Here is a 24,493-nt window from a genome sequence, read left to right on the forward strand (position 1 = left end):
CAAAAGAGATTCGCCGTTTTTCGGTGCCGTGGCCGAGTTTCGAAGGAAAGGGAATTGTCGACGTGAAGCTGCTGGAACAGCCGGCCCCGGTGGGCACCAGGTTCGAAGCGTACGGACCGAGCAAGCTCGACGAAATCCTGAAGCGGTTCCCCGTCCCGGAAGGGCTCGCCGAGACCATCCGGCTCTTCTCCCTCGTGCTCCCGTTCCGGGTGAACGAGTACGTCCTGACGGAGCTGATCGACTGGAGGAACGTCCCGGCGGACCCGATCTTCCAGCTGGTCTTCCCGCAGGACGGGATGCTGTCGAAGGAAGACGAGCACGACCTGGCCCGCGCGGCCACCGGGCCCGGCCGGCGCGCCGATCTGCCCGCCGTGGTGCGGCGGATCCGGCAGCGCCTCAACCCGCACCCGTCGGGCCAGCTGGAGCTCAACGTGCCCACGCTGGGCGGGGCCGAGCTGGGCGGGCTCCAGCACAAGTACCGCCACACCGTCCTGTACTTCCCCCAGCAGGGCCAGACCTGCCACACCTACTGCACGTACTGCTTCCGCTGGGCGCAGTTCGTGGGCGAGAAGGACCTGCGGTTCGCGGTGAAGGAGGCCGACCGGCTCGTCGAGTACCTGCGGGCCCACCCGGAGGTCACCGACGTGCTGGTCACCGGCGGCGACCCGATGGTGATGTCCGCCGAGCGGCTGCGGGTGCACCTCGAGCCGCTGCTGGCGATCCCCACGGTGCGCACGATCCGGATCGGCACCAAGTCGGTCGCCTACTGGCCGCAGCGCTTCGTGACCGACGCCGACGCGGACGCCGTGCTGCGGCTCTACGAGGACGTCGTCGCCTCCGGGCGCACGCTTTCGGTGATGGCGCACTACAGCCACGAGCGGGAGCTGGCCACGGACGTCGCCGGCCAGGCGGTCAAGCGGATCCTGGCCACCGGTGCCCGGGTGTACTGCCAGTCGCCGCTGATCGCGCACGTCAACGACGACGCGGACGCCCTCGCCGGGCTGTGGAACACCGAACTGGCCCTGGGTGCGGTGCCGTACTACCTGTTCGTCGCCCGGGACACCGGTCCGCACGACTACTTCAAGGTGCCGCTCGGCCGCGCCCACGAGCTGTTCTCCGCGGCGTACGGGCAGCTGCCCGGGCTCGCCCGCACGATCCGGGGGCCGGTGATGTCGGCGACGCCGGGCAAGGTCGTCGTCGACGGCACGGTCGAGCTGGGTGAGCAGCGGCTGTTCCAGCTGAGGTTCCTGCAGGCCCGGCGGCCCGGGCTGACCGGCAGGCCGTTCTTCGCCCGGTACACCCCGGACGCCGCGTGGCTCGACGAGCTGGAGCTGCTCCCGGACACCCCACCCGACATCGCCGAAGCGGTCCGGTCGCAGCATCTGGTGGGAGGAGGGGGTTCGACGGCCGCCCCGCGTGCCGTCTCGGCGGACCTCGATCTGCTCCCGAACACGCCGGGAGGGGCCCGATGACCGCCGCGCACGCGGTCTCGCCGAACCTCGCGCTCGACGAGGCCGTGAGCCGGCGCCACGCGGCCGGGCAGCCGCTGATCCACCTCGGGTTCGGCGAGTCCCGGCTGCCCCTGCCGGACTTCCTGGCCGAGCGGCTGCTGGCCGGGGCCCGGCGCACCGCCTACGGACCGGTCGCCGGAGCGGACGACAGCCGGTCCGCCGCGGCGGGCTACTTCACCCGCCGGGGCCTGCCGACCGAGGCGAACCAGGTCGTGCTGGCGCCGGGGAGCAAGCCGCTGCTGCTCGCGCTGATGGCGGCGATCGACGGCGCGGTCGTCCTGCCGCGGCCCTGCTGGGTCACCTACGCCCCGCAGGCGCGGCTGTTCGGCCGCCCGGTGCTCGAGGTGCCCATCCCGGCCGGCTGCGGCGGAGTGCCCGAACCCGACCTGCTGCCCGGCGCGCTGCGGTCGTTCCGCGCGGCCGGCGGGCGTCCGCGGATGCTGCTGCTGACGCTGCCGGACAACCCCACCGGCACCCACGCGCCGCCCGACGTCGTGCGGCGGCTGTGCGAGATCGCCGAGGCCGAAGACCTGCTGATCGTCTCCGACGAGATCTACCGCGACATCCTGCACGACCCGGCCGATCCGTTCGCGAGCCCGGCCGAGTTCGCGCCCGAGCGCACGGTGGTGACGTCCGGGCTGAGCAAGAGTCTCGCGCTCGGCGGCTGGCGGATCGGTTTCGCCCGGTTCCCGGCCACCGACGCCGGCCGGGCGCTGCGCTCCACCGTGCTGGGGCTGGCCAGCGAGATCTGGTCCACCCTGGCGGGCCCGATGCAGGAGGTCGCCTGTCTCGCGCTGGCCGAGCCGCCCGAGGTGACCGCGCACCTGCGGGACAGCACGCGCCTGCACGGCGCCGTGGCGGACGCGGTGCACCGGATCGTCACCCGGGCGGGCGCGGTCTGCCGCCCGCCGACCGGCGGCTTCTACGTGTACCCCGACTTCGGGCCGGTGCGGGACGTGCTGGCCGCGAAGGGGATCACCGGGTCGGCGTCGCTGCAGGAGCACCTGATCGACCGGCTGGGCGTTGCGGTGCTGGGCGGCGAGCACCTCGGCGACGATCCCGGCGCGCTGCGGTTCCGCGCCGCGACGAGCATGCTGTACGGCGCCGACGACGCCGAGCGCTGGGCCGCGCTGCGGTCGCCGTCGCCGCTCACGCTGCCGCACACCGCGGCGACCCTCGCCGCTCTCGACGCGGCGTTCACCGGCTTGACCAGCTGAATCGCATAACGAACCCGTCAAGGCCATCTCAAGGGCGTCCGCTGCCCTTAAGATGGCCTTAACGTAGGTAAAAACGGATTGTGTTCTTTCGCCGGGCCTGGGTCGTGTCAACCGCCGGACGGGAATCGAGGAGAACATCTAAACCGCACCGACCGTACCGTTCGGTGGGTGCGGTCGCCGTACGGTCACCCGGAGTGCCACAGGATTAGGTCGCACTCACCCGTTCGTGTTGACGCTGGTGACCGCCCGTTCCTAGGGTGAGTCCCGACGGTGGTACGGCCGGTACCCGGCCCCCGAAGCCACCGGATCCCGCAACGCCCGACGACGAACCGGTGGTTTTCCCATGCCCGAAATCCAGGTCCACGACTCGGTGACCGACGAACGCCGTTCTCTTTTCTCCCCCGACCGCGAAAAGGAAATCGGGGGCGAATACCAAAGAATGTTCTCGTCGTTCTTGGAGAATTCGGACGTCTCATCGGCGATCCTCGACGACCGGCTGCGGGTGGTCGCGGCGAACCGCGAACTGCTGGGCCTGTTCGACCGGAGCGCGGCCGACGTCTGCCGCGCGGATCTACCCGGCTTGCTGCACCCGTTCGTCTCGGAGCGGGTCCAGCGCCGCCTCGGCCGGCTCGTGCGGGAGGGGGAGCGCGGGTTCCGCGAGCGGTTCACCCCGCTCGTGCCCGCGGCGGGTGCCCTGCCGGTGACGCTGATCGCGGCCGCCCTGCCCGGCCGCCGCCCGGCCGCCGCGGCGGCGCTGCTGCTCTTCCTGCCGGACCGCGCGCACCGGCGCGGCGTCGACCCGGCAGCCCGGAACCGGGCCATGAGCGAGATCGAGACACAGATCCTGCAGGGCGTCGCGGCCGGGGCAAGCACCGCCGAACTGGCCCGGCGGCTGTACCTGTCCCGGCAGGGCGTGGAGTACCACATCCACCGGATGATGCGGTTCCTCAAGGTGAAGAACCGGACGGAGCTGGTCTCCCGCGCGTATGTCGCCGGCCTGCTGGCTCCGGATGTCTGGCCGCCGCAGGTGCTGCCGGGGCGGTCGGCTGTCGCTCAGACCGCGGTGTCGGTTCGGTAGGTTCATGTGGTGGCGGGCGCCGCGGATGTGGGGCGCCGCACGGGAAAGACCGCTGGACGTCCGGCCGCCACAGCTGCTGCCGGGCGCCGGTCAGGCCGCCGTGCCGGCCCGGTAGATCCGCGTCCCCGCCGGGATCGCCACCACCAGCACCCCCGCCAGCACGACGAGCGCGATCAGCGTCGCGTGGCGCTGGGGGAAGCCCGCTCCGGCGGTCGCCAGGTCCGGGTTGCCCCACAGGCGGCGGGTCGCGGCCACGACCGAGCTCACCGGGTTCCACGCGGACACCGTCGCGAGCCAGCCCGGCAGGCCGCGCAGTGGCACGAATGCGTTCGACACGAACGATCCGACGACCATGACCAGGGCGGCGATCGCGCTGATCGCCTCGGCGCCGCTGGTGGTCAGCCCGATGAGGGCACCGAGCCACAGCATCGCGTAGGCGAACAGGAGCAGCAGCCCGAAGCCGGCCAGGCCAGGCAGCAGTCCACTGTGGATCCGCCAGCCGATGGTGTACGCGATCCCGGTGGTGGCCGCGATCCCGGCCGCGGCCAGCGCGAGGTCCGAGAGCGTGTGCCCGAGCAGCACCGCCGACCGGGGGATCGGCAGCGAGCGGAACCGGTCGGCCAGCCCGCCGGCCAGGTCGTCGGCGATGCCGAGCCCGCTGGTGGCCACCAGCGTCAAGCCGACTTGCGCGGCGACCCCGGCGGTCAGGTAGTCGACGTAGGGCGCGCCGCCGGGGAGGGTGATCGAGCCGTCGAAGAGGAAGCCGAGCACCAGCACCAGGCTGATCGGCATGAGCAGGACGCCGACGATCTTCGCCGGCGACCGGACCGTCGCGCGCAACCGGCGTCCGGTCAGGGCAACGACGTCGCTGAGGAGCGTGTTCATACCGCCTCCGAAGTGCGAGTGAGAGCGAAGAAGACGTCGTCGAGCGACGGGCGGCGCAAGGCGAAGTCCTGCACGGCGATGCCGTTCGCGTGGAGTTTTCCCGCCACCGTGGCGATTCCGGCCGTCCCGTCCGGGACGGGCGCGCTCAGCTTGCCGCCAGCGGATTCGACCGGACCGGCGACCGACGCGAGGATTTCCCGGGCTTCGGCCGCGCGGGCGGGATCGGCGACGGAGATCTCCAGCCATTCGCCGCCGACGTCGCGCTTGAGCTGCTCCGGGCTGCCCTCGGCGACGACCTTCCCGGCGTCGATGACCACGACGCGGTCGGCCAGCTTGTCGGCCTCTTCGAGGTACTGCGTGGTGAGCAGCACGGTGGTGCCGGCCGCCGCCTGCTCGCGGATGGCCGCCCACAGCACGGCCCGGCTGGCCGGGTCCAGCCCGGTGGTCGGCTCGTCGAGGAAGACGACCGGTGGCCGGGAGATCAGGCAGCTCGCGAGGTCGAGCCGGCGCCGCATGCCGCCGGAGTACGTCCGGACCTGCCGGTCGCCGGCGTCGGTGAGGTCGAACTGCGCCAGCAGCTCGCGGGCGCGGGACCTCGCGGGCGAGCGTCCGATGTGGAGCAACGTGCCCAGCAGCACCAGGTTCTCCCGGCCGGTCAGCCGGTCGTCGACGGCGGCGTACTGCCCGGTCAGCCCGATCCGCGTGCGCACTTCGGCCTGCTGCCGCACCACGTCGAGTCCGGCGACGAACGCCCGGCCCGAGTCCGGGACCAGCAGGGTGGACAGGATCCGCACGGTCGTCGTCTTGCCCGCCCCGTTGCGTCCCAGTACCCCCAGCACCGTGCCGGCCGGCACGTGCAGGTCCACCCCGCGCAACGCCTGATGACTGCCGTACCGTTTGGTCAGACCCTCGGTTTCGATTGCTGCGGTCACTCCTCGGCCCTTCTCTTCCGGCGACGGCGCGGGTTCCATTCCAGCAGTGCGCCCGTTTGCCGCCCGCCAGCAGTGGTGGCGGATTGCCAGTGGCAGCGCGGCTAGCGTCATTTCCGCAAGCCACCCCAATGCCCCGGGAACTCCGGGCGGGAATCGGAGGGAAGAAATGCCGGAGCGGAACGAAATTCCTCCTTTCGCGGTCATTTCCGGCCGGCAGGTGTCGAACGTACTGGCCGGGAACGAGAAGAAGGTCGTCGACCTCGTCGAGGCGGCCTACCGGCTGCACGGCGCCGGCGACACGGTCAACCCGCCGTCCTACTTCCTGCGGTTCCCGGACCGCCCGGACTCCCGGATCATCGCGCTGCCCGCCTCACTCGGCGGTGCAGACGGCGTCGACGGTCTCAAGTGGATTTCCAGCTTCCCCGGCAACGTCCGGCACGGGATCCCGCGGGCGTCGGCGGTGCTGATCCTCAACGACCCGGCCACCGGATATCCCTTGGCCTGCCTGGAAAGCTCGATCATCAGCGCCGCGCGCACGGCCGCCTCGGCCGCGCTGGCCGCGGCGGTGCTGAGCACGACCCGCGGCCGGCCGCGGCGGGTCGGGTTCGTCGGGACCGGCCTGATCGCCCGGTTCGTCCACACCTACCTGCAGGCGACCGGCTGGGAGTTCGACGAGATCGGCGTGCACGACCTGCACGCGGAGTCGGCCGCCGGGTTCGGCGACTACCTCGCGGGCACCGGCACGACCGCGCGGATCACCGGCCACGAAGACGCGCGGAGCCTGATCCGCGCGAGCGACCTGGTCGTGTTCGCCACCGTCGCCGCCGAACCGTACGTGACCGACGTCGACTGGTTCGCCCACGACCCGCTGGTGCTCAACATCTCGCTGCGCGACATCGCCCCGGAGATCGTGCTGGTCTCCACCAACGTCGTCGACGACGTCGACCACTGCCTCAAGGCGAACACGTCACCGCATCTGGCCGAGCAGCTGACCGGCGACCGGGGCTTCCTGTCCGGCACGCTGTTCGACGTGCTGACCGGCCGGCTCGAACCGCGGCCCGGCCGTCCGCTGATCTTCTCGCCGTTCGGCCTCGGGGTCCTCGACCTGGCGGTGGCGAAGTACGTCTACGACGAAACCGCCGCGGCGGGGGAGCTCCCGGTGATCGACGGCTTCTTCCACGAGCTGGACCGGCACCGGCCCGCGGCCCGCTGACCCGGACCGCGGCGAACCCGCCCGGCCCAGTTTCTCCCGCACGAACAGGGGTTGTGCGTGCCCATCATCTCGGCTCCGCAGGAATACAACGAAGACAACCTGTACGTGGATCTGCGGCCGGTCTTCGGCCCCGCCCTGTACCTCAAGTGCGAGGCGTTCAACTTCGCCGGCTCGGTCAAGCTGAAGGCCGCGCGGGAGATGATCACGAGCGCGGAGCGGCGTGGCCTGCTCACGCCCGGCGCTACGCTGGTGGAATCCTCCTCGGGCAACCTCGGCGTCGCGTTGAGCATGATCGCCGCCGACCGCGGCTACGGCTTCGTCTGCGTGACCGACGCGCGCTGCAACGAGGCGACCCGGCGGATGATGGAGGCCTTCGGCGCCCGCGTGCACGTCGTCACCGAGCCGGCCGCCGAGGGCGGGTTCCTCGGCGCGCGCATCGCCTGCGTGCGGACGCTGTGCGCGCGGAACGGGTTCGTGTGGCTGAACCAGTACGGGAACCGGGACAACTGGATGGCGCACTACCTGACGACCGCGCCCGCCATCGCCCGGCAGTTCCCCGACGTCGACGTCCTGTTCGTCGGCGCGGGCACCACCGGGACGCTGATGGGGTGCGCCCGGTACTTCCGCACCGCCCGGCGGGCACCGCGGATCGTGGCCGTGGACGTCGAGGGGTCGGTGACCTTCGGCCGGGCGCCCGCGCGCCGGCTGATCCCGGGGCTGGGCACCAGCGTCCGCCCGGGGATCCTCAACGAGTCCTTTGTGGACGAAGTGGTGCACGTGACCGAACCGGACGCCGTGCGCCGGTGCCGCGAGCTGGCCCGGCGGGGCTTCCTGTTCGGCGGGTCCACCGGCACCGTGATCGCGGGCGCGCTGGCCTGGCTGGACGTCAACGCGGGGAGCTCGCCGGCCACCGCCGTCGCCATCGCGCCGGACTTCGGCGAGCGCTACCTCGCCACCGTCTACGACGACGCCTGGGTGCGCGAGTCCTACTGGCCCGAATACGAACCGGCGTACGAAGACGGCCGGCTGTCCGAACTGAACGCCGCGCACTGACCGGGAGCACACCAGCATGTCGCAGAATCCATCCGGGGCCGCCCTGCCGCTGTCGGCCGCGCAGCTCGAAGTCTGGTACGCCCAGCAGCTCGACCCGGGCAACCCGATCTGGAACATCGCCGAGTACTACGAGATCGACGGCCCGCTGCGCGAGGACGTCTTCGCCGACGCCGTGCGCCGCGCGGTGACCGAGGCGGAGTGCCTGCGGGTGCGGTTCCACGTCGAGGGCGACACCGTGCGCCAGGTCGTCGAGCCGCTGACGGGGTCGCCGTTGACCGTGCTCGATTTCGCCGCGGAGCAGGACGCGCTGGAGTGGATGCGGGCCGACGTCCGCCGTCCCGTGGACCCGGCGGATCCTGGCGCGGCGTTGTCCGAGCTGGCCCTGCTCAGGCTGGATTCCGGCAAGCACTACTTCTACACGCGGGCGCACCACATCCTGTGGGACGGCTTCAGCGAAGCGGTGTTCGTGCGGCGCGTCGCCGCGATCTACACCGCGCTCGTCGAAGGCGGCGACCCGGCCGAGGGCGCATTCGAACCGCTCTCGGTGCTGCTGGCCGACGAACAGTCCTATCTGGACTCGAAGCAGGCCGAGCGTGACCGCGAGTTCTGGGCCGGCCGGTTTGCGGAGACCCCGGAGCTGACCTCCGTGGCGAGCCGTCCGGTGGTGCCCGCGGACGGCTTCCTCCGGCGCGGCGCGACCCTGGACGCGACCGCCGCCGAGGCCCTGCGCGCGCTGGCGTGGGAGGACCGGGCCGCCTGGCCGACGTTCGTGATCGCCGCGATGGGCGCGTACCTGCAGCGGCTGACCGGCGGCCCCGAGGTCGTCCTGGCGCTGCCGGTGACCGCCCGCACCACCGACGCGACGCGCGCGATTCCCGGCATGCGCGCCAACGTGCTGCCGCTGCCCCTGGCGATCCGCCCGGCGATGACCCGCGGCGAGCTGCTCGGCCACGTCGGCAAGGAGGTCCGGCGGACGCTGAAGCACCAGCGCCACCGCGGCCGCGAGGTGCGCGGGCTGATCGGCCTGCCGCCGACCGACACGCGGCCGTTCGGGCCGGAGCTGAACGTCGCGTCCTTCGTGGAGCAGCTGCGGTTCGGCCCGTGCCCGGGCCGCACGCACAACCTGTCCACCGCGCCGAACGACGACCTCTCCATCACCGTGTACGACACCGAGGACGGCGAGCTCGGCGTCCTCTTCGACGGCAACCCGCGGCTCTACACCGCGGCCGACCTCGACCGGCTGGCCCACCGGTTCCTCGGCTACCTGCGCGACCTGGGGAACTGGCCGGCGGACCGGCCGCTGGGCGGGATCGACGTGCTCGACGCCGCCGAGCGCGAGCTGCTGGCCCGGTGGACCGGCACCTGCGGCGCCACGGAATTCACCGGCGTCGTCGAGCGGATCGACGCGATCGCCACCGCCCGGCCGGATGCAGTCGCGGTGGTCGACGACGCCGGTGAGACCACTTACGCGGACCTGGGCGGCCGCGCGGCCGCCGTCGCGCGGCAGCTGCGGGACCGCGGGCTCGCGAAGGGGGACCGGGTCGGCATCCTGGCCGGGCCCGGCGGCGGGTTCATCGCGGCGATGGCCGGCGTCTGGGCCGCGGGCGGCGCCTACGTCCCGCTCGACCCGAGCGCCCCGGCCGTCCGCACGGCGCAGCTGATCGCCGAAAGCGGGGCCACGGCGGTGATCGCGGCCCCCGAGCACCGGGAAGCCGCCGTCGCGCTCGGCGTGGACCCGGTCGTGCCGGCCGGGACCGCCGGCCGCCTGCTCGACGTCGCGGTGCCCACCACGCCCGACGACCTCGCCTACGTCCTGTTCACCTCCGGCTCGACCGGCACGCCCAAGGGCGCGATGGTCACCCACGGCGGGCTGGTCAACCACCTCCAGGCCAAGATCGACGACCTCGGCCTGCGCGGCGAGGACGTCGTGGTGCAGAACGCGCCGCTGTCGTTCGACATCTCGATCTGGCAGATGGTCTGCGTCCTAGTGCTCGGCGGCCGCGTGCGCGTGGTCGGCCGGGAGGTCGCTGGTGACCCGGCGGCGCTGTTCGGCCTCACCGCCCGCGAGAGCGTGACGATCCTCGAGGTCGTGCCCTCGCTGCTGCGGGCCGCACTCGACTCCTGGGACGACGGCGCGCCGGCGCCGGAGCTGCCGGTCCTGCGCGAGCTGGTGGTGACCGGTGAGCCGCTGCCCCCGGACCTGTGCCGCCGCTGGTTCTCGCGGTTCGCCGGGATCCCGATCGTCAACGCCTACGGGCCGACCGAGTGCGCCGACGACGTCACACACGCCGTGCTCACTTCCGCCGGCCCGCTCGACGGGCCGCTCGTGCCGATCGGGCACGCCGTGCGCAACACCCGGCTCTACGTGCTCGGCGACGGCCTGCGCCCGGTCCCGCCCGGCGTGCCGGGGGAGCTGTACGTCGCCGGGCACGGCGTCGGCCGCGGCTACCTGGCCGACCCCGGCCGGACCGCCACGACGTTCCTGCCGGACCCGTTCCAGCCCGGCTCGGGCGCGCGGATGTACCGCACCGGCGACCTCGTGCGCCACCGCACGGATGGGCAGCTGGAGTTCCTCCGCCGCCGCGACCGCCAGGTCAAGATCCGCGGGCACCGCATCGAGATCGGCGAGGTCGAGGTCGCGCTGCGCGGGCTGCCCGGCGTGACCGACGCCGTGGTGGTCGTGGGCACCGACCCGGCCGGGCAGAAGCGGCTCGTGGGCTACGTCGTCGGCGACGGCGACCCCGAGCAGTGGCGGTCCATGACGGCCGAGCGGCTGCCGGCGCACCTGGTGCCGTCGGTGTTCGAAGCGCTGCCGGCGCTGCCGCTCACCCCCAACGGCAAGGTCGACCTCAAGGCGCTGCCGGAGCCCAGGGTGGCCACCGGCGCCGACGCCCGCGCCCCGCGGACCGCTAACGAGGAGCTGGTGACCACGGCGTTCGCCGAGGTCCTCGACGTGGCGCGGGTCGGCGTCGACGACGACTTCTTCGACCTCGGCGGGCACTCCCTGCTCGGCACCCGGCTGATCGGGAAGCTGCGCCGGGCCACCGGGATCGAGCTGTCACTCAAGGACCTGTTCGGCGCGCCGAAGGCCGCGGACCTGGCCGCGCTGCTCGACGGCCCGGTCCGGCCCCGGCCCCCGCTCGAACGCGCGGAGCGGCCCGAGCGCATCCCGCTTTCGCCCGCCCAGCAACGGTTGTGGTTCCTCGACCGGCTGGAAGGCCCGAGCGGCACCTACAACGTGCCCGCCGTGACGCGGCTGTCCGGCGACCTGGACCGCGACGCCCTCGAGCAGGCGGTCTGGGATCTCATCGCGCGCCACGAGACGCTGCGCACGGTCTTCCCCGACGACGGCGGCGAACCGCGTCAGGTGGTGCTCGCCCCCGAGGCGGCCCGGCCGCGGCTGGACGTCGTCGAGACCTCCGAAGACGACCTCGCCGAAGACCTGGCCGAGGCGGGCGCGCACGTCTTCGACCTGGCCACCGAGATCCCCGTGTGCCCGACGCTGTTCGAGCTGGACGACCGGGAGCACGTCCTGCTGGTGGTCGTGCACCACATCGCCGCCGACGGCTGGTCGGCCGCCCCGCTGGCCCGCGACCTGAGCACCGCCTACAACGCCCGGACGCGCGGGCAGGCGCCGGACTGGACGCCCCTCGACGTCCAGTACGCCGACTACACGGTGTGGCAGGAGGAACTGCTCGGCGCCGACGACGACCCGGGCAGCCTCGCGAACGAGCAGATCGAGTACTGGCGGGCCGAGCTCGTCGGGCTGACCACCGACCTCAACCTCCCGCTCGACCGGCCGCGGCCGGAAAAGCGGACGCCCCAAGGGAACACGCTCCACTTCCCGCTCGACGCGGCGCTGCACGCGGGGGTCATCGAGCTGGCCAGGGCGTGCGGGGCCACGCCGTTCATGGTGGTGCAGGCCGCGTTGGCCACGCTGCTGTCCCGCATCGGCGGCAGCACGGACATCGCGCTCGTCAGCCCGGTCGCCGGCCGCACCGAGCCGGTGCTCGACCCGCTGGTCGGGCTGTTCCTCAACACCGTGCTCCTGCGGACCGATCTGTCCGGGGACCCGAGCTTCCGCGCCCTGCTCGCCCGGGTGCGCGAAACCGACCTCGCCGCCTACGCGCACCAGGACGTCCCGTTCGAGCGGCTGATGGAGACCATCCGGCCGGCGCGCTCCGGCGGCGCGAAGACGATGTTCGAGGTCATCCTGACCTTCCAGAACAACGAGCGGCCCGCCGTCGCGATGGACGGGCTGGTCGGGCACTTCGAGCTGGCCACGAACGGCACCGCGAAGTTCGACCTGTCGTTCGACTTCGTTGAGGACTTCGGCGCCGACGGCACCCCGGCCGGGATGACGCTGGGCCTGGAATACAGCACCGACCTCTTCTTCGAAGACACCGTCCGGCTGCTCGGGGAACGCTTCCTGGCCGTGCTCGCCTCGGCCGTCGCCGATCCCGGGCGGCGGCTGTCCACTGTGGACCTGCTGGCGACGGGGGAGCGCGAGACGCTGCTGGGGGAGTGGAGCAAGCGCGCGGCCGGCGTGCCGGAGCTGCTGGCCGGGCTGCCTGTCGCCCCGCCCGCGCGGCCGCGGGTCTACCTGCTCGACGACCACCTTCGCCTCGTCCCGCCCGGCGTGCCGGGGTGGTGGTACGTCGCGTCGAGCCGGCCGCTGACGACGACGGACGCCGACTCCGTCGCGCTCGCCACGACGCTCGTGCCCAGCCCGTTCGGCAAGGCGGGCACGCGGATGGCCGCGACCGGCCGCCGGGGCCGGTGGAGCCGCTACGGCGAGCCGGAGGTGCTGGAACCGGTCCGGCCGCAGCCCGAACCCGAGGTCGTCGGCCCGCGCTCCCAGGAGCCGCGGAATCCGCGGGAAGAGATGCTGTGTCGGCTGTTCGCCGAGGTGCTGGGCCGCGAGAGCGTCGGCATCGACGACAACTTCTTCGAGTGCGGCGGACATTCGCTGCTCGTCACCAAGCTGGTCGGCCGGATCGAGGCCGTCCTGCACGCCGGGCTGACCATCCGCGAGGTCTTCGAGAACCAGACGCCGGCCCGGCTCGCGACCCGGCTCGGCGGCACGGGCACCCGCCCGGCGCTGACCGCGGGCCCGCGTCCCGGCCGGGTGCCGCTGTCGTTCTCGCAGCAGCGGCTGTGGTTCCTCAACCAGTTCGAAGGACCCGGCGCCACCTACAACATCCCGATCGCCTTGCGGTTGACCGGGAAGCTCGACGTCGACGCGATGCGCGCCGCCCTGCGGGACCTCGTCGACCGGCACGAGGTGCTGCGCACGGTGTACCCGCAGGTGGACGGCGAAGGCGTGCAGCTCGTGCTCGCCGCGGCCGAGGCCGAGCCGGAGCTCCCGGTCGTCGAGACCTCGGCAGCCGAGCTCGACCGGGTGCTCGGCGAGGCCGCGCGCACCGCGTTCGACGTGACGCGGGACGTGCCGCTGCGGCCGACGCTGTTTACCGTCGGCCCGGACGAGCACGTGCTGCTGCTGGTGCTGCACCACATCGCCGGCGACGGCTGGTCGGCCGCCCCGCTGGCGCGTGACCTCGCGCGGGCCTACGCCCGCCGCCTCGACGGCGTGGCCCCGGACTGGGCGCCGCTGCCGGTGCAGTACGCGGACTACGCGCTGTGGCAGCGCGAGCTGCTGGGCGACGCCGGCGACCCGGAAAGCCTGCAGGCGCGCCAGCTCGCGTACTGGAGCGAGGCACTCGACGGCCTGCCCGGCGAGCTGCCGCTGCCGGTCGACCGGCAGCGCCCGGCCACCTCGACCTACGCCGGGGACATCGTGCCCTTCACCCTGGACGCCGACCTGCACACACGGCTCGACCGGCTGGCCGCCGAGACGGGCTCGACGGTGTTCATGGTGCTGCAGGCCGCCGTGGCCGCGGTGCTGGGCAAGTACGGCGCGGGTACGGACATCCCGCTCGGCACCTTGGTCGCGGGCCGCACCGACGCCGCGCTGGCCGACCTGGCCGGGTTCTTCGTCAACACGCTCGTGCTGCGCGTCGACCTCGACGGCGACCCGGCGTTCCGGGAGCTGCTGGGCCGGGTCCGCGAGACCGACCTCGCCGGGTACGGCCACCAGGACGTCCCGTTCGAACGGCTCGTGGAGGTGCTCAACCCGCCGCGCGTGCGCGCCCGGCACCCGCTGTTCCAGGTCGCGATCACGTTGCACAGCAACGAAACCCCGCACGTGGAGCTGCCCGGTCTGACGCTGGGCGGCAAGCTGGTCCCGACCGGCACCGCGGACCTGGACCTGCACTTCGAGTTCGCCGAGGAGCGGACCGGCGACAACGCGTGCGCCGGAGTCGTCTCGCTGGTCAAGTACAGCACCGACCTCTTCGACCGCGAGACGGTGGAGCGGCTGGCCGCCGGGCTGGTGCGGTTCCTCGACCGCGCGCTGACCCGGCCGGAGCTGCCGCTCAGCCAGGTCGGGGTGCTCGATCCCGCGGAGGAACACCGGCTGCTGGTCGAGTGGAACGCCACCGGACGCCCGCTCGGCTGGACCGACGTCGTGGCCCGGGTGCGGGAGTTCGCCGAGCGCTTGCCGGAGCGGATCGCGGTCGGCGACGAGCACGGCGAAACGACGTATGCGGATCTCGTCCGCCGCGCGAACGCGGTGACCACCCGGCTGCGCGACGCCGGCGCCGCGACCGGCTCGCTGGTCGCGCTGCTGGCCGAACCGGGCGCGGGTTACGTCGCTGCGGTGCTCGGCGTGCTCGGTGCCGGGTGCGCCTACCTCCCGCTGGACGCCGCCGCGCCGGTCGTCCGGAACGCCGGTCTGCTGAACGAAAGCGCGCCGGTCGTCCTCCTGGCCGACCCGGCTCACGGGACGCTCGCCGCCGGACTGGCCGGCGGCGTCCCCGTCCTGACCCTCGACGGCGCGACCGCCGAGGACGCACCGCCGCTGTCCGGTGACGAGCTGGACCTGGCGTACGTGCTGTACACGTCCGGGTCGACCGGCCGGCCCAAGGGCGCCATGGTGGCGCGGCGGGGGATGGCCAACCACCTGCTCGCGAAGGTCGAGGACCTCGGGCTCGGTGAGCGGGACGTCGTGGTGCACAACGCCCCGGTCACCTTCGACATCTCGGTGTGGCAGATGCTCGCGCCGCTCGTCGCCGGCGGGCGGGTCCAGGTCACCGGCCGCGAGTCCGCGCGGGATCCCCGCGCCCTGTTCGCGACGGTGGCCGAGCACGGGGTCACCGTCCTGGAGATCGTGCCCTCCCTGCTGGCCGCCACCCTCGATACCTGGGAGATCGAGGGTGGCGCGCCGGCGCTGCCCGGCTTGCGCCTGCTCATCGTGACCGGGGAGGCGCTGCCACCGCGGTCGTGCGAACGCTGGCTCGCCCGGTTCCCCGACGTCCCGCTGGTCAACGCCTACGGGCCGACGGAGTGCTCGGACGACGTCACGCACGCCGTGCTCACGACGGCGCCGGCCGGGTCGCGGACGCCGATCGGCGCGCCGCTGCGCAACACCGCGCTCTACGTCCTCGACGACCACCTGCGGCCGGTCCCGGCCGGGGTGGCGGGGGAGTTGTACGTCGGCGGGCTCGGCGTCGGCCGCGGTTACCTGGCCGACCCGGGCCGCACCGCCGCGACGTTCGTGCCGGACCCGTTCCGGCCGGTGCCGGGGGAGCGGATGTACCGCACCGGCGACCTGGTCGTGCTGCGCGCCGACGACCGGCTGGAGTTCCTGCACCGCCGCGACGACCAGGTCAAGATCCGCGGCAACCGCATCGAGCTCGGCGAGATCGAGACCGCGCTGCGGGCCCAGCCCGAGGTCCGCGACGCGGTCGTGCAACCCCACGGCGACGAGCTGGCCGCCTACGTCGTGCTGCACACCGAAATCCCCGACGACGAACTGCGCGGCCGGCTCGCCCGCGCCGTGCCCGGGTACATGGTGCCGGGCGCCTACGTCCGGCTCGAAGCACTTCCGCTGACCCCGAACGGCAAGGTCGACCGCAAGGCGCTGGTGCCGCCGAGCGCCGGTGCGGCCGAACCCGGCCGGGCGCCGGAAACCGAGCGCGAACGGCGGTTGCAGGCCCTCTTCGCCGAGGTGCTGCGCCGGGACGTCGGCGTGACGGACGACTTCTTCGCCCACGGCGGGCATTCACTGCTGGCCACCCGGCTGGCCAGCCGGATCCGCACCGAGCTGGACGCCGAGGTGTCCGTCCAGGACCTGTTCGACCACCCGACGGTCGCCGGGCTCGCCGGGCGCCTGGACCAGGCACGGACCCGCGCCGCGCTGGTGGCCCGGCCGCGCCCCGGCGTGCTCCCGCTGTCGTTCGCGCAGCAGCGGCTGTGGTTCCTCAGCCGGTTCGAGGAGCAGAGCGCGGCGTACACGCTGTCCGTCGCGGTGAAGCTCACCGGCCCGGTCGACACCGGTGCCCTCGCGGCCGCGTTCGACGACGTCGTCGCGCGGCACGAAAGCCTGCGGACGGTGTTCCCCGAGCACGACGGGGTGCCGTACCAGCAGATCATCGAGGTCACGGGGTTGTTCACCGCCGCGGACGTCACCGCCGGCGAGCTGGACGACGCCGTGCGCGCCGCCGGCACGCGGGGATTCGACCTCGCGGTGGAGCCGCCGATGCGGGCCACCCTGCTCAGTACCGGCGAGCGTTCGCACGTGCTGGTCGTCGTCGTGCACCACATCGCCGCCGACGGCTGGTCGTTCGGCCCGCTCACCCGCGACCTCTCCCACGCCTACGCCGCGAGGCTGGCGGGGCGCGCGCCGGAGTGGACCCCGCTGCCCGTGCAGTACGCGGACTTCGCTTTGTGGCAACGGGATCTGCTCGGCACCGAGGAGGACCCGGACAGCCTCGCCGCCCGGCAGCTGGACCACTGGCGCAGCGTCCTGGCCGGGCTGCCGGACCAGCTCGAGCTGCCCACCGACCACCCCCGGCCCGCCGTCGCCGACGGCCGCGGCGACCGGGTGTACTTCGAGCTGGACCGCGAGCTGCGGGCCGGCCTCGACCGGCTCGCCGCCGACGCCGGGGTCAGCGTGTTCATGGTGCTGCAGGCGGGCCTCGCCACGCTGCTGGCGAAGCTGGGCGCGGGCGAGGACGTCCCGCTGGGCACCCCGGTCGCCGGCCGCACCGACGACGCGCTCGACGACCTGGTCGGCGTCTTCCTCAACACCCTCGTCCTGCGCACCGACCTCGCCGGCGACCCGACCGTCGCCGAGCTGCTCGCCCGGATCCGCGCGACCGACCTGGCCGCATACGCCCACCAGGACCTGCCGTTCGAGCGGCTGGTGGACGTGCTCAACCCGGCCCGCTCGCAGGCGCGGACGCCGCTGTTCGGCGTGCTGCTCGTGCTGCACAACAACGCCGGCGCGAGCCTCGCCCTGTCCGGAGTGGACGCCGAGGTGCTGCCGGCGGCCACCGGCACGGCCCGGTACGACCTGTCGTTCGAGTTCACCGAGCACGACGGCGGCTTCGGCGGGTTCGCCGAATTCCGCACCGAGCTGTTCGAAGCCGCGACCGTGACGCGGATGGCGGAGCGCCTGAGCACCGTGCTGCGGGCGATGGTCACCGACCCGGCGAAGCGGCTCGGCGCGATCGACGTGCTCGACGCCGGTGAGCGCGAGCGGATCCTGGTGGCCCGCAACGACACCACGCGGGAGCAGTCCGGGACCGCCTTGTCCGACCGGCTGCGGGAGACCGCCCAGCGGGCCTGGGACACGGTCGCGCTGGTGGCCGGCGACACCGAGCTCACCTACCGCGAGCTGGACGCCCGGGCGAACATGCTGGCCAGGACGCTGGTCCGGCACGGCGCCGGGCCGGAGTCGGTGGTCGCCCTGGTCCTGCCGCGCTCGGCGGACCTGGTCGTCGCGCTGCTCGCGGTGCTGCGCACCGGCGCCGCGTACCTGCCGATCGACCCCGGTTACCCGGCCGGGCGGGTCGCCTTCATGCTCGAAGACGCGTCCCCCGCGGTGGTCGTCACCACCCCGGGCACCGAGACGGGCACCGCACCGCGGGTGGTGCTCGGCGACGCCGTCCCGGCGGAGCCCTACCCCACTCCGCCGGACGGTGTCGTCACCCGGCCCGACGATTCCGCGTACATCCTGTACACCTCGGGGTCCACCGGCCGTCCCAAGGGCGTCGTCGTCCCTCTCGGTGCGCTGGCGAACCTGCTCGACGACATGGTGACCCGCACCGGGATCACCCCGGAAGACCGCTTCCTCGCCGTCACCACACCCGGGTTCGACATCGCCAACCTGGAGATCCTGGTGCCCCTGCTGGCCGGGGCACGGCTGGTGGTCGCCGACCGCGACGAGGTCCGCGACCCGGTGGCGCTCGGCGAGCTGATCGTCCACACGGGAGCGACGATCATGCAGGCGACCCCGACGCTGTGGCAGGAGCTGGCCGAGACGGCGCCGGAGACCCTGGGCGGGCTGCGAGCCCTGATCGGCGGCGAGGCGGTCAGCCGGGCGCTGGCCGACCGGCTCGGCGCGGCCACCCGGGGCGTCACCAACGTGTACGGCCCCACCGAGACGACGATCTGGTCGACCGCGGCGGACCTGACCGCCGTGCCCGGCCGCCCGGGTGCGCCGACGATCGGCGGGCCGCTGGCCAACACCCGCGTCTACGTGCTCGACGCCGCCCTGCGGCCGGTGCCGGACGGCGTCCCCGGCGAGCTGTACATCGCCGGCGCCGGGCTCGCGCGGGGCTACCTGAACCGCCCGGGCCTCACCGCGCAGCGGTTCGTCGCCGACCCGTTCGGCGCGCCGGGCACGCGGATGTACCGCACCGGCGACCTCGTGCGGTGGGGCGGCGACGGACGGCTCGACTACGTCGGCCGGACCGACCACCAGGTGAAGCTCCGCGGGTTCCGCATCGAGCTCGGCGAGATCGAAACCGCGCTCCTGGCCGTGCCGGGGGTCGGCCGGGCCACGGTGATCGTGCGGGAGGACGCTCCGGGCGACCGGCGGCTGGCGGCCTACGTCGTCGGCGAAGGGATCGAACCGGCGGACGTGCGGGCTCGGCTGGGCCGGACGCTGCCGGACTACATGGTCCCCGCCGCGGTGGTCGTCCTGGAGCGCTTCCCCTTGACGGCCAACGGGAAGCTCGACCGCTCGGCCCTGCCCGCGCCGGTGGTCCCGGCCACGGCGGGCCACGACCGGCTGCGGACCCCGGCCGAAGACCTGCTGTGCGCGGCGTTCGCCGAGGTGCTCGGCGTGCCCGCGGTCGGCCTGCACGACGACTTCTTCGCCCTGGGCGGTCATTCGCTGCTGGCGACCCGGCTGCTGAGCCGCGTCCGCGAGCGCCTGGCCGGCGGGCTCGGCATCCGCGACCTGTTCGACCACCCCACACCGGCGCGGCTGGCCCGGCGGATCGAGAGCAGCGAAGGGGGAACGTCCTTCGACGTCCTGCTCCCGCTGCGCCGGGAAGGCAGCCGCGAGCCGCTGTTCTGCGTCCACCCGGCCGGCTGCGTCAGCTGGTCCTACCACGGGCTCGCCGCGCACCTGGCCGACCGGCCGCTGCACGGCCTGCAGGCGCGCGGGATCGTCGACGACGCCGCCTTGCCCGCCGACGTCGGCGCGATGGCGGCCGACTACCTGGCGGAGATCCGGCGGGCCCAGCCGCACGGGCCCTACCACCTGCTGGGCTGGTCGTTCGGCGGCGTGGTCGCGCACGAGATCGCCTGCCGGCTGCAGGACGAGGGCGAGCAGGTGGCGCTGCTGGTGAGCCTCGACAGCGCGCCGGGGGGCGACGACGCCCTGCCGGACGACGAGGAGCTCGCGGCGATCGTGCTCCGGTTCTTCGGCTACCGCGGCGACGAGGAACCCGTGCACGGCCCCGACTTCGCCGGCCTGCGCGAGCTGTTCGCGCGGGAAGCCAACCCGCTGGCCGAGCTGACCGCGGAGCAGCTGAAGCGGTGTTTCGCCGCCTGGCGCAACAACCTGAAGCTGCAGGCGGAGTTCGTCCCGCGGACGTTCCACGGCACGCTGCTGCACTTCGCCGCGGCCGCCGACGCGGACAATCGCACGGCCGCGGCCTGGACGTCCCATGTGGACGGTGCGGTGACCGTGACCGGCCTGCCGGCCGGGCACGACGCCATGACCGGAGCCGAGCCGCTGCGGCGGGTCGGCGAGGCAATCGAAAAGTACCTCGCGAACGAAAGGAGCGATCGGTGACCAACCCCTTCGACGACGAGACGGGCACCTTCCACGTGGTCGTCAACGCCGAAGGCCAGCACGCCCTCTGGCCCGTCTTCGCCGAACTGCCCGATGGGTGGGACCGCGTGCACGGCCCGGAGAACCGCGCGGCCTGCCTCGCCTACGTCGAGGAGAACTGGCGGGACCTGCGTCCGCGCAGCCTCGCCGCCAAACACGCCGAATAACCCCCGAACCGAAGGAAGCACGAAGATGACCAGTACCGAAACCTCCTCGCGCACCGCCCGGATCAAGGAGATCGTCTGCGACGTCCTGGAGATCGACGAGGACGAGATGACCCCGACCAGCCTCTTCATCGACGACCACGGCGCCGACTCGCTGCTCGCGATCGAGATCCTCGCGTTGCTGGAGAAGGAGTTCAAGGTGACCATCGAGCAGGCCGAGCTGCCGCGGATGGTGAACCTGACCGCCGTGCACGAAGTGGTCGCAGAGAGCGCGGGCTGGTGACCGGCCACCGGGTGGTGCTCACCGGGCTCGGCGCGCTGTCGAGCATCGGCCTCGGCGCCACCGAGTTCGCGGCCGGCCTGCGGGCCGGGCGCAGCGGCGCCCGGGACATCACCGGGTTCGACACCACCGGGTTCGAGCACTCCCGCGGCTGCGAGGTGCGCGGGTTCGATCCCGGCGACTGGATCCGGAACCTGCCGGTGGAGTCACTCGGCCGGGCCACCCGGTTCGCGGTGGCCGCGGCCCGGATGGCCCTCGAGGACGCCGGCCTGACCCCCGATCTGCTGCGGTCCCGGCGCGGGATGGTGGCGATCGGGACGACCGACGGCGAATCGAACGAGCTGGACGAACTGGCCGCGGCCGGCATCGCCGGCGGCCCGGAATCACTGGCGCCGCAGGCGGTCCGGCGCGTGCCGCCGAGCCGCTTGTCCACGGCGATCGCCCGTGAACTGGCGCTCGGCGACGTCGAGGCGACCACCATCGCCACGGCGTGCTCGGCGGGCAACTACGCGCTCGGCTACGGCTTCGACGCGGTGAAGGCGGGCGAGGCCGAGTTCGCGCTGTGCGGCGGCGCGGACGCCATCTGCCGCAAGACCTTTGCCGGGTTCTACCGGCTGGGCACGATCGCGCCGGACAACTGCCGTCCGTTCGACATCGGCCGCAAGGGCATCCTCACCGGCGAGGGCGCCGGCGTGCTCCTGCTGGAGACGCTGGACTCCGCGCTCGCCCGCGGCGCGCGGATCCACGCGGAGGTACTGGGGTACGGCCTGAACTGCGACGCTTACCACCAGGTGGCACCGAACCAGGACGGCGTCGCGCAGTGCATGCGGCTGGCCCTCGACGACGCCGGGCTCGACCCGGCCCAGGTCGACCTCGTCTCCGCGCACGGAACCGGCACCAAGGCGAACGACGTCACCGAATGCGGTGCCATCCACGACGTCTTCGGCCCCGACGCCCCGCGCACGGTTTCGCTGAAGTCCATGCTCGGCCACACCATGGGGGCGGCCAGCGCGCTCGCCGCGATCGCCGGCGCGCTGGCGATCCGCGAGGGCTTCGTGTTCCCGACCATCAACCACGTCGAGACCGACCCCGAGTGCGCGGTCGACTGCGTCCCCAACCACGCCGTCGACGCCGAGATCGACGTCGTGCAGAACAACGGGATGGCGTTCGGCGGCAACAACGCGAGCGTGGTCCTCGGCCGCTACCCGGCCCTGGCCGGCTCGGGCCGGGCAGCGTAGCGCGGGCCGCGGGACCAGACCACCACGCAGTGAGGGAGTGAGCAGATGAGCGCAACGGCGACCGGCGCGGTGATCACCGCGTGGTCCGCGGTGTCGCCCTTCGGGATCGACCGCAAACATTTCCTGGACGGGCTGCGCACCGGCGAGCCCGCTCGCCACACCGCAGCGGCCGAGGGCGGGGTGCCCGGCGAACGCGGCCACGCCGTCCCGGACTTCGACGTCCGGGAAGTGCTGGGCCGCAAGGGAACCCGCGCGATGGACCGGGTGACGGCGCTGGCCGTCACGGCGGTGGGGCAGGTCTTCGACGCCGGGGCCGCGCCCGGCGGCACGGGACTGGTGCTCGCGACGAGCGGGAGCACGCAGAGCATGATGGACTTCACGCGGTCGTCGCTGCTCGGGGACAAGCCCTACCACGTCGACCCGGCCCGCATGCCCAACACGGTGATGAACTGCGCCGCCGGCCGCTGCGCGATCTGGTACGGGCTGAACGGGCCCAACGTCACCCTGGCCAGCGGCCGGGTTTCGGGCCTGTCGGCGTTCCGCTACGCGACCCGGCTGCTCGCCCGCGGGCGAGCCGACACGGTGCTCGTGGGCGGGGCCGAGGAGTACTCCGCCGACCGGGCGTGGCTCGACTTCCACGGCCGCGAGGACGGGCCGGCGCCCCGGCCGCTCGGCGAGGGCGCCTGCATGATGCTGCTGGAGCGAGCCGGGACCGCGGCCGCGGGCCGACCGCGGGCGTTGGCCATCACGTCCCGGGTCTTCGCGAGCGACGACCTGCGCGAAGCATTGCGCGGCTGCGTGCTCGCGGCGCTGGCCGAAGCCGGCGTCGACCCGGCCGCGGTGGACGTCGTCGTGCCCTCCGGGGCGGGCGGCCGGACCGGTGCGCAGGAAACCGAGGTCCTCGACGCGGTGTTCGGCGCGGCCCAGCTTCTCGACGTCGGTGCGCTGATCGGGGACACCGGTGCCGCGTCGGCGTGCTTCGGCGTGGTCGCCGCGCTCGGCGAGGCCGAGACGGGCGCGCGGATCGCCGTGGTGACGTCGGCCGACGCGGACGGGTCCGTCGCCTGCGGTGTCTTCGGGCTGCCGGGGCACGAGCGTTGACCGGGACGGCGAGCCCGGTCCGGGGTGCGGTGGAGGTGCTGGAGACCGGCGTCCAGGCGGACGGCGGCTGGCACTCGAAAGCCCGCTTCGCGGTCCGCGAGATCGAACCGGTCTTCGCGGGCCACTACCCGGGACTGCCGCTGTTCCCGGGCGTGTGCCTCGTCGAGTGCGTGCACCGCGGCGCGGTCGCGGCCCGGCCGCCCGGCACCGGGGACCTGCGGCTGGCCGAACTGGGTTCCGCCCGGTTCGTCTCCGCCGTGGTCCCGGGTGACGTGCTCGAGCTGGACCTGGACTGGCGGCGCGCCGACGGCGGCTGGCGGGTCTCGGCCCGGATCGGCACCGCCCGCGGCCGGGCGGCGACCGTCCGGCTGCACTACGCGGAAGGCCCGGCGTGATCGGCGGCGCGGGCGTGCGGGAGCTGCTGCCGCACCGGTACCCGATCCTGCTGGTGGACCGGGTGGTGGAGCTGGAACCGGGGGTGCGGGCGGTCACCGTCAAGGCCGTGACGGCGAACGAGCCGTGGTACGCGACGCTCGGCGAGGACGTCGGCGAGGAGCAGCTCGCCTACCCGGACGTGCTGCTCGTCGAGTCCTTCGCGCAGTCGGCCGGGGTGCTCGGCGTCACCGGCGGCGCGGCGGGGGCCGGGCGGGTGACGCTGATCGGCGCGGTCGCCGGGGTCCGGTTCCTCGGCAAGGTGTTCCCCGGCGACCTGGTCGAGCACCGGCTGCACGTGGTCCGCGTGTTCGCCGACAGCGCGATCGTCGCGGGGGAGAGCACGGCCGGCGGGCGCCCGGTGCTCAGCGTGGAGCGCATGACGCTGGCGTTCCGGCCCGAAGCGGACCTGGACACGATCGACGAAAACGGGACGGGAGAAGGATGAGCGAGGAGAGCGCGCCGCGGGTGGCGCTGGTCAGCGGCGGGTCGCGCGGGATCGGCGCGGCCGTGGTCCGGCGGCTGGCCGAGGACGGCTGGGACGTCGGGTTCTGCTACCGCTCCGACGAGCGGGCGGCGACCGAGGTGGAGAAGCTGGCCGGTGAGTCCGGCGTACGCGCCCTGGGGGTGCGCGTCGACGTCGGCAACGCGGCCGAGGTGCGGGACTGGGTCGACCGCGTCGAGGGCGAGCTGGGTCCGGTCGGGGTCGTGGTCACCTCGGCCGGGATCACCCGCGACCAGCCCCTCGCCCTGATGACCGACGACCAGTGGAACGACGTCGTCCACACCAACCTCGACGGCGTCTACCACGTCTGCCGCCCGGCGGTCTTCGCGATGATGAAACGGCGCGCGGGCTGCGTCGTGAACCTGTCGTCGGTGTCCGGGGTGTACGGGAATCCGTCGCAGACGAACTACTCGGCGAGCAAGGCCGGGATCATCGGCTTCACCCGCGCGCTGGCCAAGGAGGTCGGCCGGTACGGCATCCGGGCCAACGCCGTTGCGCCGGGGATCATCGACACCGAGATGACGCGCGTGATGACGGAGTCCGCGCGCGAAAAGCTGCTGAAGGCCATTCCGCTGCGGCGGTTCGGAACGGCCGGCGAGGTGGCTGACCTGGTTTCCTTCCTCGCCTCGCCGCGCGCGGCCTACGTCACCGGTGCCGTTTTCCAGATCGACGGCGGAATCACCGTCTGAGTGCG

Annotated in this window: 15 protein-coding genes; 13 read left to right on the forward strand and 2 right to left on the reverse strand. The window is 73.4% G+C overall.

Going from position 1 to position 24,493, the window contains the following annotated elements; translation table 11 throughout:
- Positions 1 to 62 precede the first annotated feature (62 nt).
- From OG738_RS26620 to OG738_RS26630, 3 genes are all read left to right on the forward strand, one after another.
- Positions 63 to 1,472 carry a KamA family radical SAM protein gene (locus OG738_RS26620; RefSeq protein WP_329044932.1) on the forward strand — a complete coding sequence of 470 codons (1,410 nt, stop codon included), beginning with the start codon at positions 63 to 65 and terminating at the stop codon, positions 1,470 to 1,472.
- Positions 1,469 to 2,728, forward strand: a complete 1,260-nt coding sequence (locus OG738_RS26625; protein WP_329044933.1) for a pyridoxal phosphate-dependent aminotransferase — start codon at positions 1,469 to 1,471, stop codon at positions 2,726 to 2,728. The genes OG738_RS26620 and OG738_RS26625 overlap by 4 nt, the downstream gene beginning before the upstream one ends.
- Positions 2,729 to 3,071: 343 nt before the next feature.
- Positions 3,072 to 3,806 (forward strand): helix-turn-helix transcriptional regulator, encoded by a 735-nt coding sequence (locus tag OG738_RS26630; protein ID WP_329044935.1) that lies wholly within the window; start codon positions 3,072 to 3,074, stop codon positions 3,804 to 3,806.
- A gap of 90 nt (positions 3,807 to 3,896) precedes the next feature.
- On the opposite strand, the gene OG738_RS26635 is transcribed toward OG738_RS26630, so the two are convergent.
- Both OG738_RS26635 and OG738_RS26640 read right to left on the reverse strand, forming a co-directional pair.
- Positions 3,897 to 4,691, reverse strand: a complete 795-nt coding sequence (locus tag OG738_RS26635) for an ABC transporter permease (RefSeq protein ID WP_329044936.1) — start codon at positions 4,689 to 4,691, stop codon at positions 3,897 to 3,899.
- Complete coding sequence (locus tag OG738_RS26640; RefSeq protein ID WP_329044938.1) at positions 4,688 to 5,623, reverse strand: ATP-binding cassette domain-containing protein; 936 nt, start codon at positions 5,621 to 5,623, stop codon at positions 4,688 to 4,690. Before OG738_RS26640 ends, OG738_RS26635 begins: the two co-directional genes overlap by 4 nt.
- Positions 5,624 to 5,789: 166 nt before the next feature.
- On the opposite strand from OG738_RS26640, the gene sbnB reads away from it, so the two are divergent.
- The 10 genes from sbnB to fabG are packed head-to-tail and all read left to right on the forward strand — an operon-like array spanning position 5,790 to position 24,488.
- Positions 5,790 to 6,836 (forward strand): 2,3-diaminopropionate biosynthesis protein SbnB, encoded by a 1,047-nt coding sequence (gene sbnB, locus OG738_RS26645; RefSeq protein WP_329044940.1) that lies wholly within the window; start codon positions 5,790 to 5,792, stop codon positions 6,834 to 6,836.
- A 57-nt stretch (positions 6,837 to 6,893) separates the two neighbouring features.
- On the forward strand, positions 6,894 to 7,889 hold the full coding sequence (gene sbnA, locus OG738_RS26650; protein ID WP_329044942.1) for a 2,3-diaminopropionate biosynthesis protein SbnA: 996 nt from the start codon (positions 6,894 to 6,896) through the stop codon (positions 7,887 to 7,889).
- A 16-nt stretch (positions 7,890 to 7,905) separates the two neighbouring features.
- On the forward strand, positions 7,906 to 20,040 hold the full coding sequence (locus OG738_RS26655; RefSeq protein ID WP_329044944.1) for a non-ribosomal peptide synthetase: 12,135 nt from the start codon (positions 7,906 to 7,908) through the stop codon (positions 20,038 to 20,040).
- The gene (locus tag OG738_RS26660; RefSeq protein WP_329044947.1) at positions 20,037 to 20,246 is read left to right on the forward strand and encodes an MbtH family protein; all 210 of its coding nucleotides are present in this window, start codon (positions 20,037 to 20,039) and stop codon (positions 20,244 to 20,246) included. Before OG738_RS26655 ends, OG738_RS26660 begins: the two co-directional genes overlap by 4 nt.
- Before the next feature lie 25 nt (positions 20,247 to 20,271).
- Positions 20,272 to 20,526: a phosphopantetheine-binding protein gene (locus OG738_RS26665; RefSeq protein ID WP_329044948.1), complete on the forward strand. Its 255-nt coding sequence runs from the start codon at positions 20,272 to 20,274 to the stop codon at positions 20,524 to 20,526.
- Positions 20,523 to 21,761: a beta-ketoacyl-[acyl-carrier-protein] synthase family protein gene (locus tag OG738_RS26670; protein ID WP_329044949.1), complete on the forward strand. Its 1,239-nt coding sequence runs from the start codon at positions 20,523 to 20,525 to the stop codon at positions 21,759 to 21,761. The genes OG738_RS26665 and OG738_RS26670 overlap by 4 nt, the downstream gene beginning before the upstream one ends.
- Before the next feature lie 45 nt (positions 21,762 to 21,806).
- A complete protein-coding gene (locus tag OG738_RS26675) occupies positions 21,807 to 22,862 on the forward strand; it encodes a beta-ketoacyl synthase N-terminal-like domain-containing protein (RefSeq protein WP_329044950.1) in 1,056 nt (351 codons plus the stop codon).
- 29 nt (positions 22,863 to 22,891) lie between these two features.
- Complete coding sequence (locus tag OG738_RS26680) at positions 22,892 to 23,257, forward strand: 3-hydroxyacyl-ACP dehydratase FabZ family protein (RefSeq protein WP_329044951.1); 366 nt, start codon at positions 22,892 to 22,894, stop codon at positions 23,255 to 23,257.
- Positions 23,254 to 23,742, forward strand: a complete 489-nt coding sequence (locus tag OG738_RS26685; protein ID WP_329044952.1) for a 3-hydroxyacyl-ACP dehydratase FabZ family protein — start codon at positions 23,254 to 23,256, stop codon at positions 23,740 to 23,742. The genes OG738_RS26680 and OG738_RS26685 overlap by 4 nt, the downstream gene beginning before the upstream one ends.
- Positions 23,739 to 24,488 carry a 3-oxoacyl-[acyl-carrier-protein] reductase gene (gene fabG / locus OG738_RS26690; protein ID WP_329044953.1) on the forward strand — a complete coding sequence of 250 codons (750 nt, stop codon included), beginning with the start codon at positions 23,739 to 23,741 and terminating at the stop codon, positions 24,486 to 24,488. The genes OG738_RS26685 and fabG overlap by 4 nt, the downstream gene beginning before the upstream one ends.
- Positions 24,489 to 24,493: the final 5 nt, after the last annotated feature.

Source organism: Amycolatopsis sp. NBC_01488 (assembly GCF_036227105.1).
Taxonomy (GTDB): domain Bacteria; phylum Actinomycetota; class Actinomycetes; order Mycobacteriales; family Pseudonocardiaceae; genus Amycolatopsis.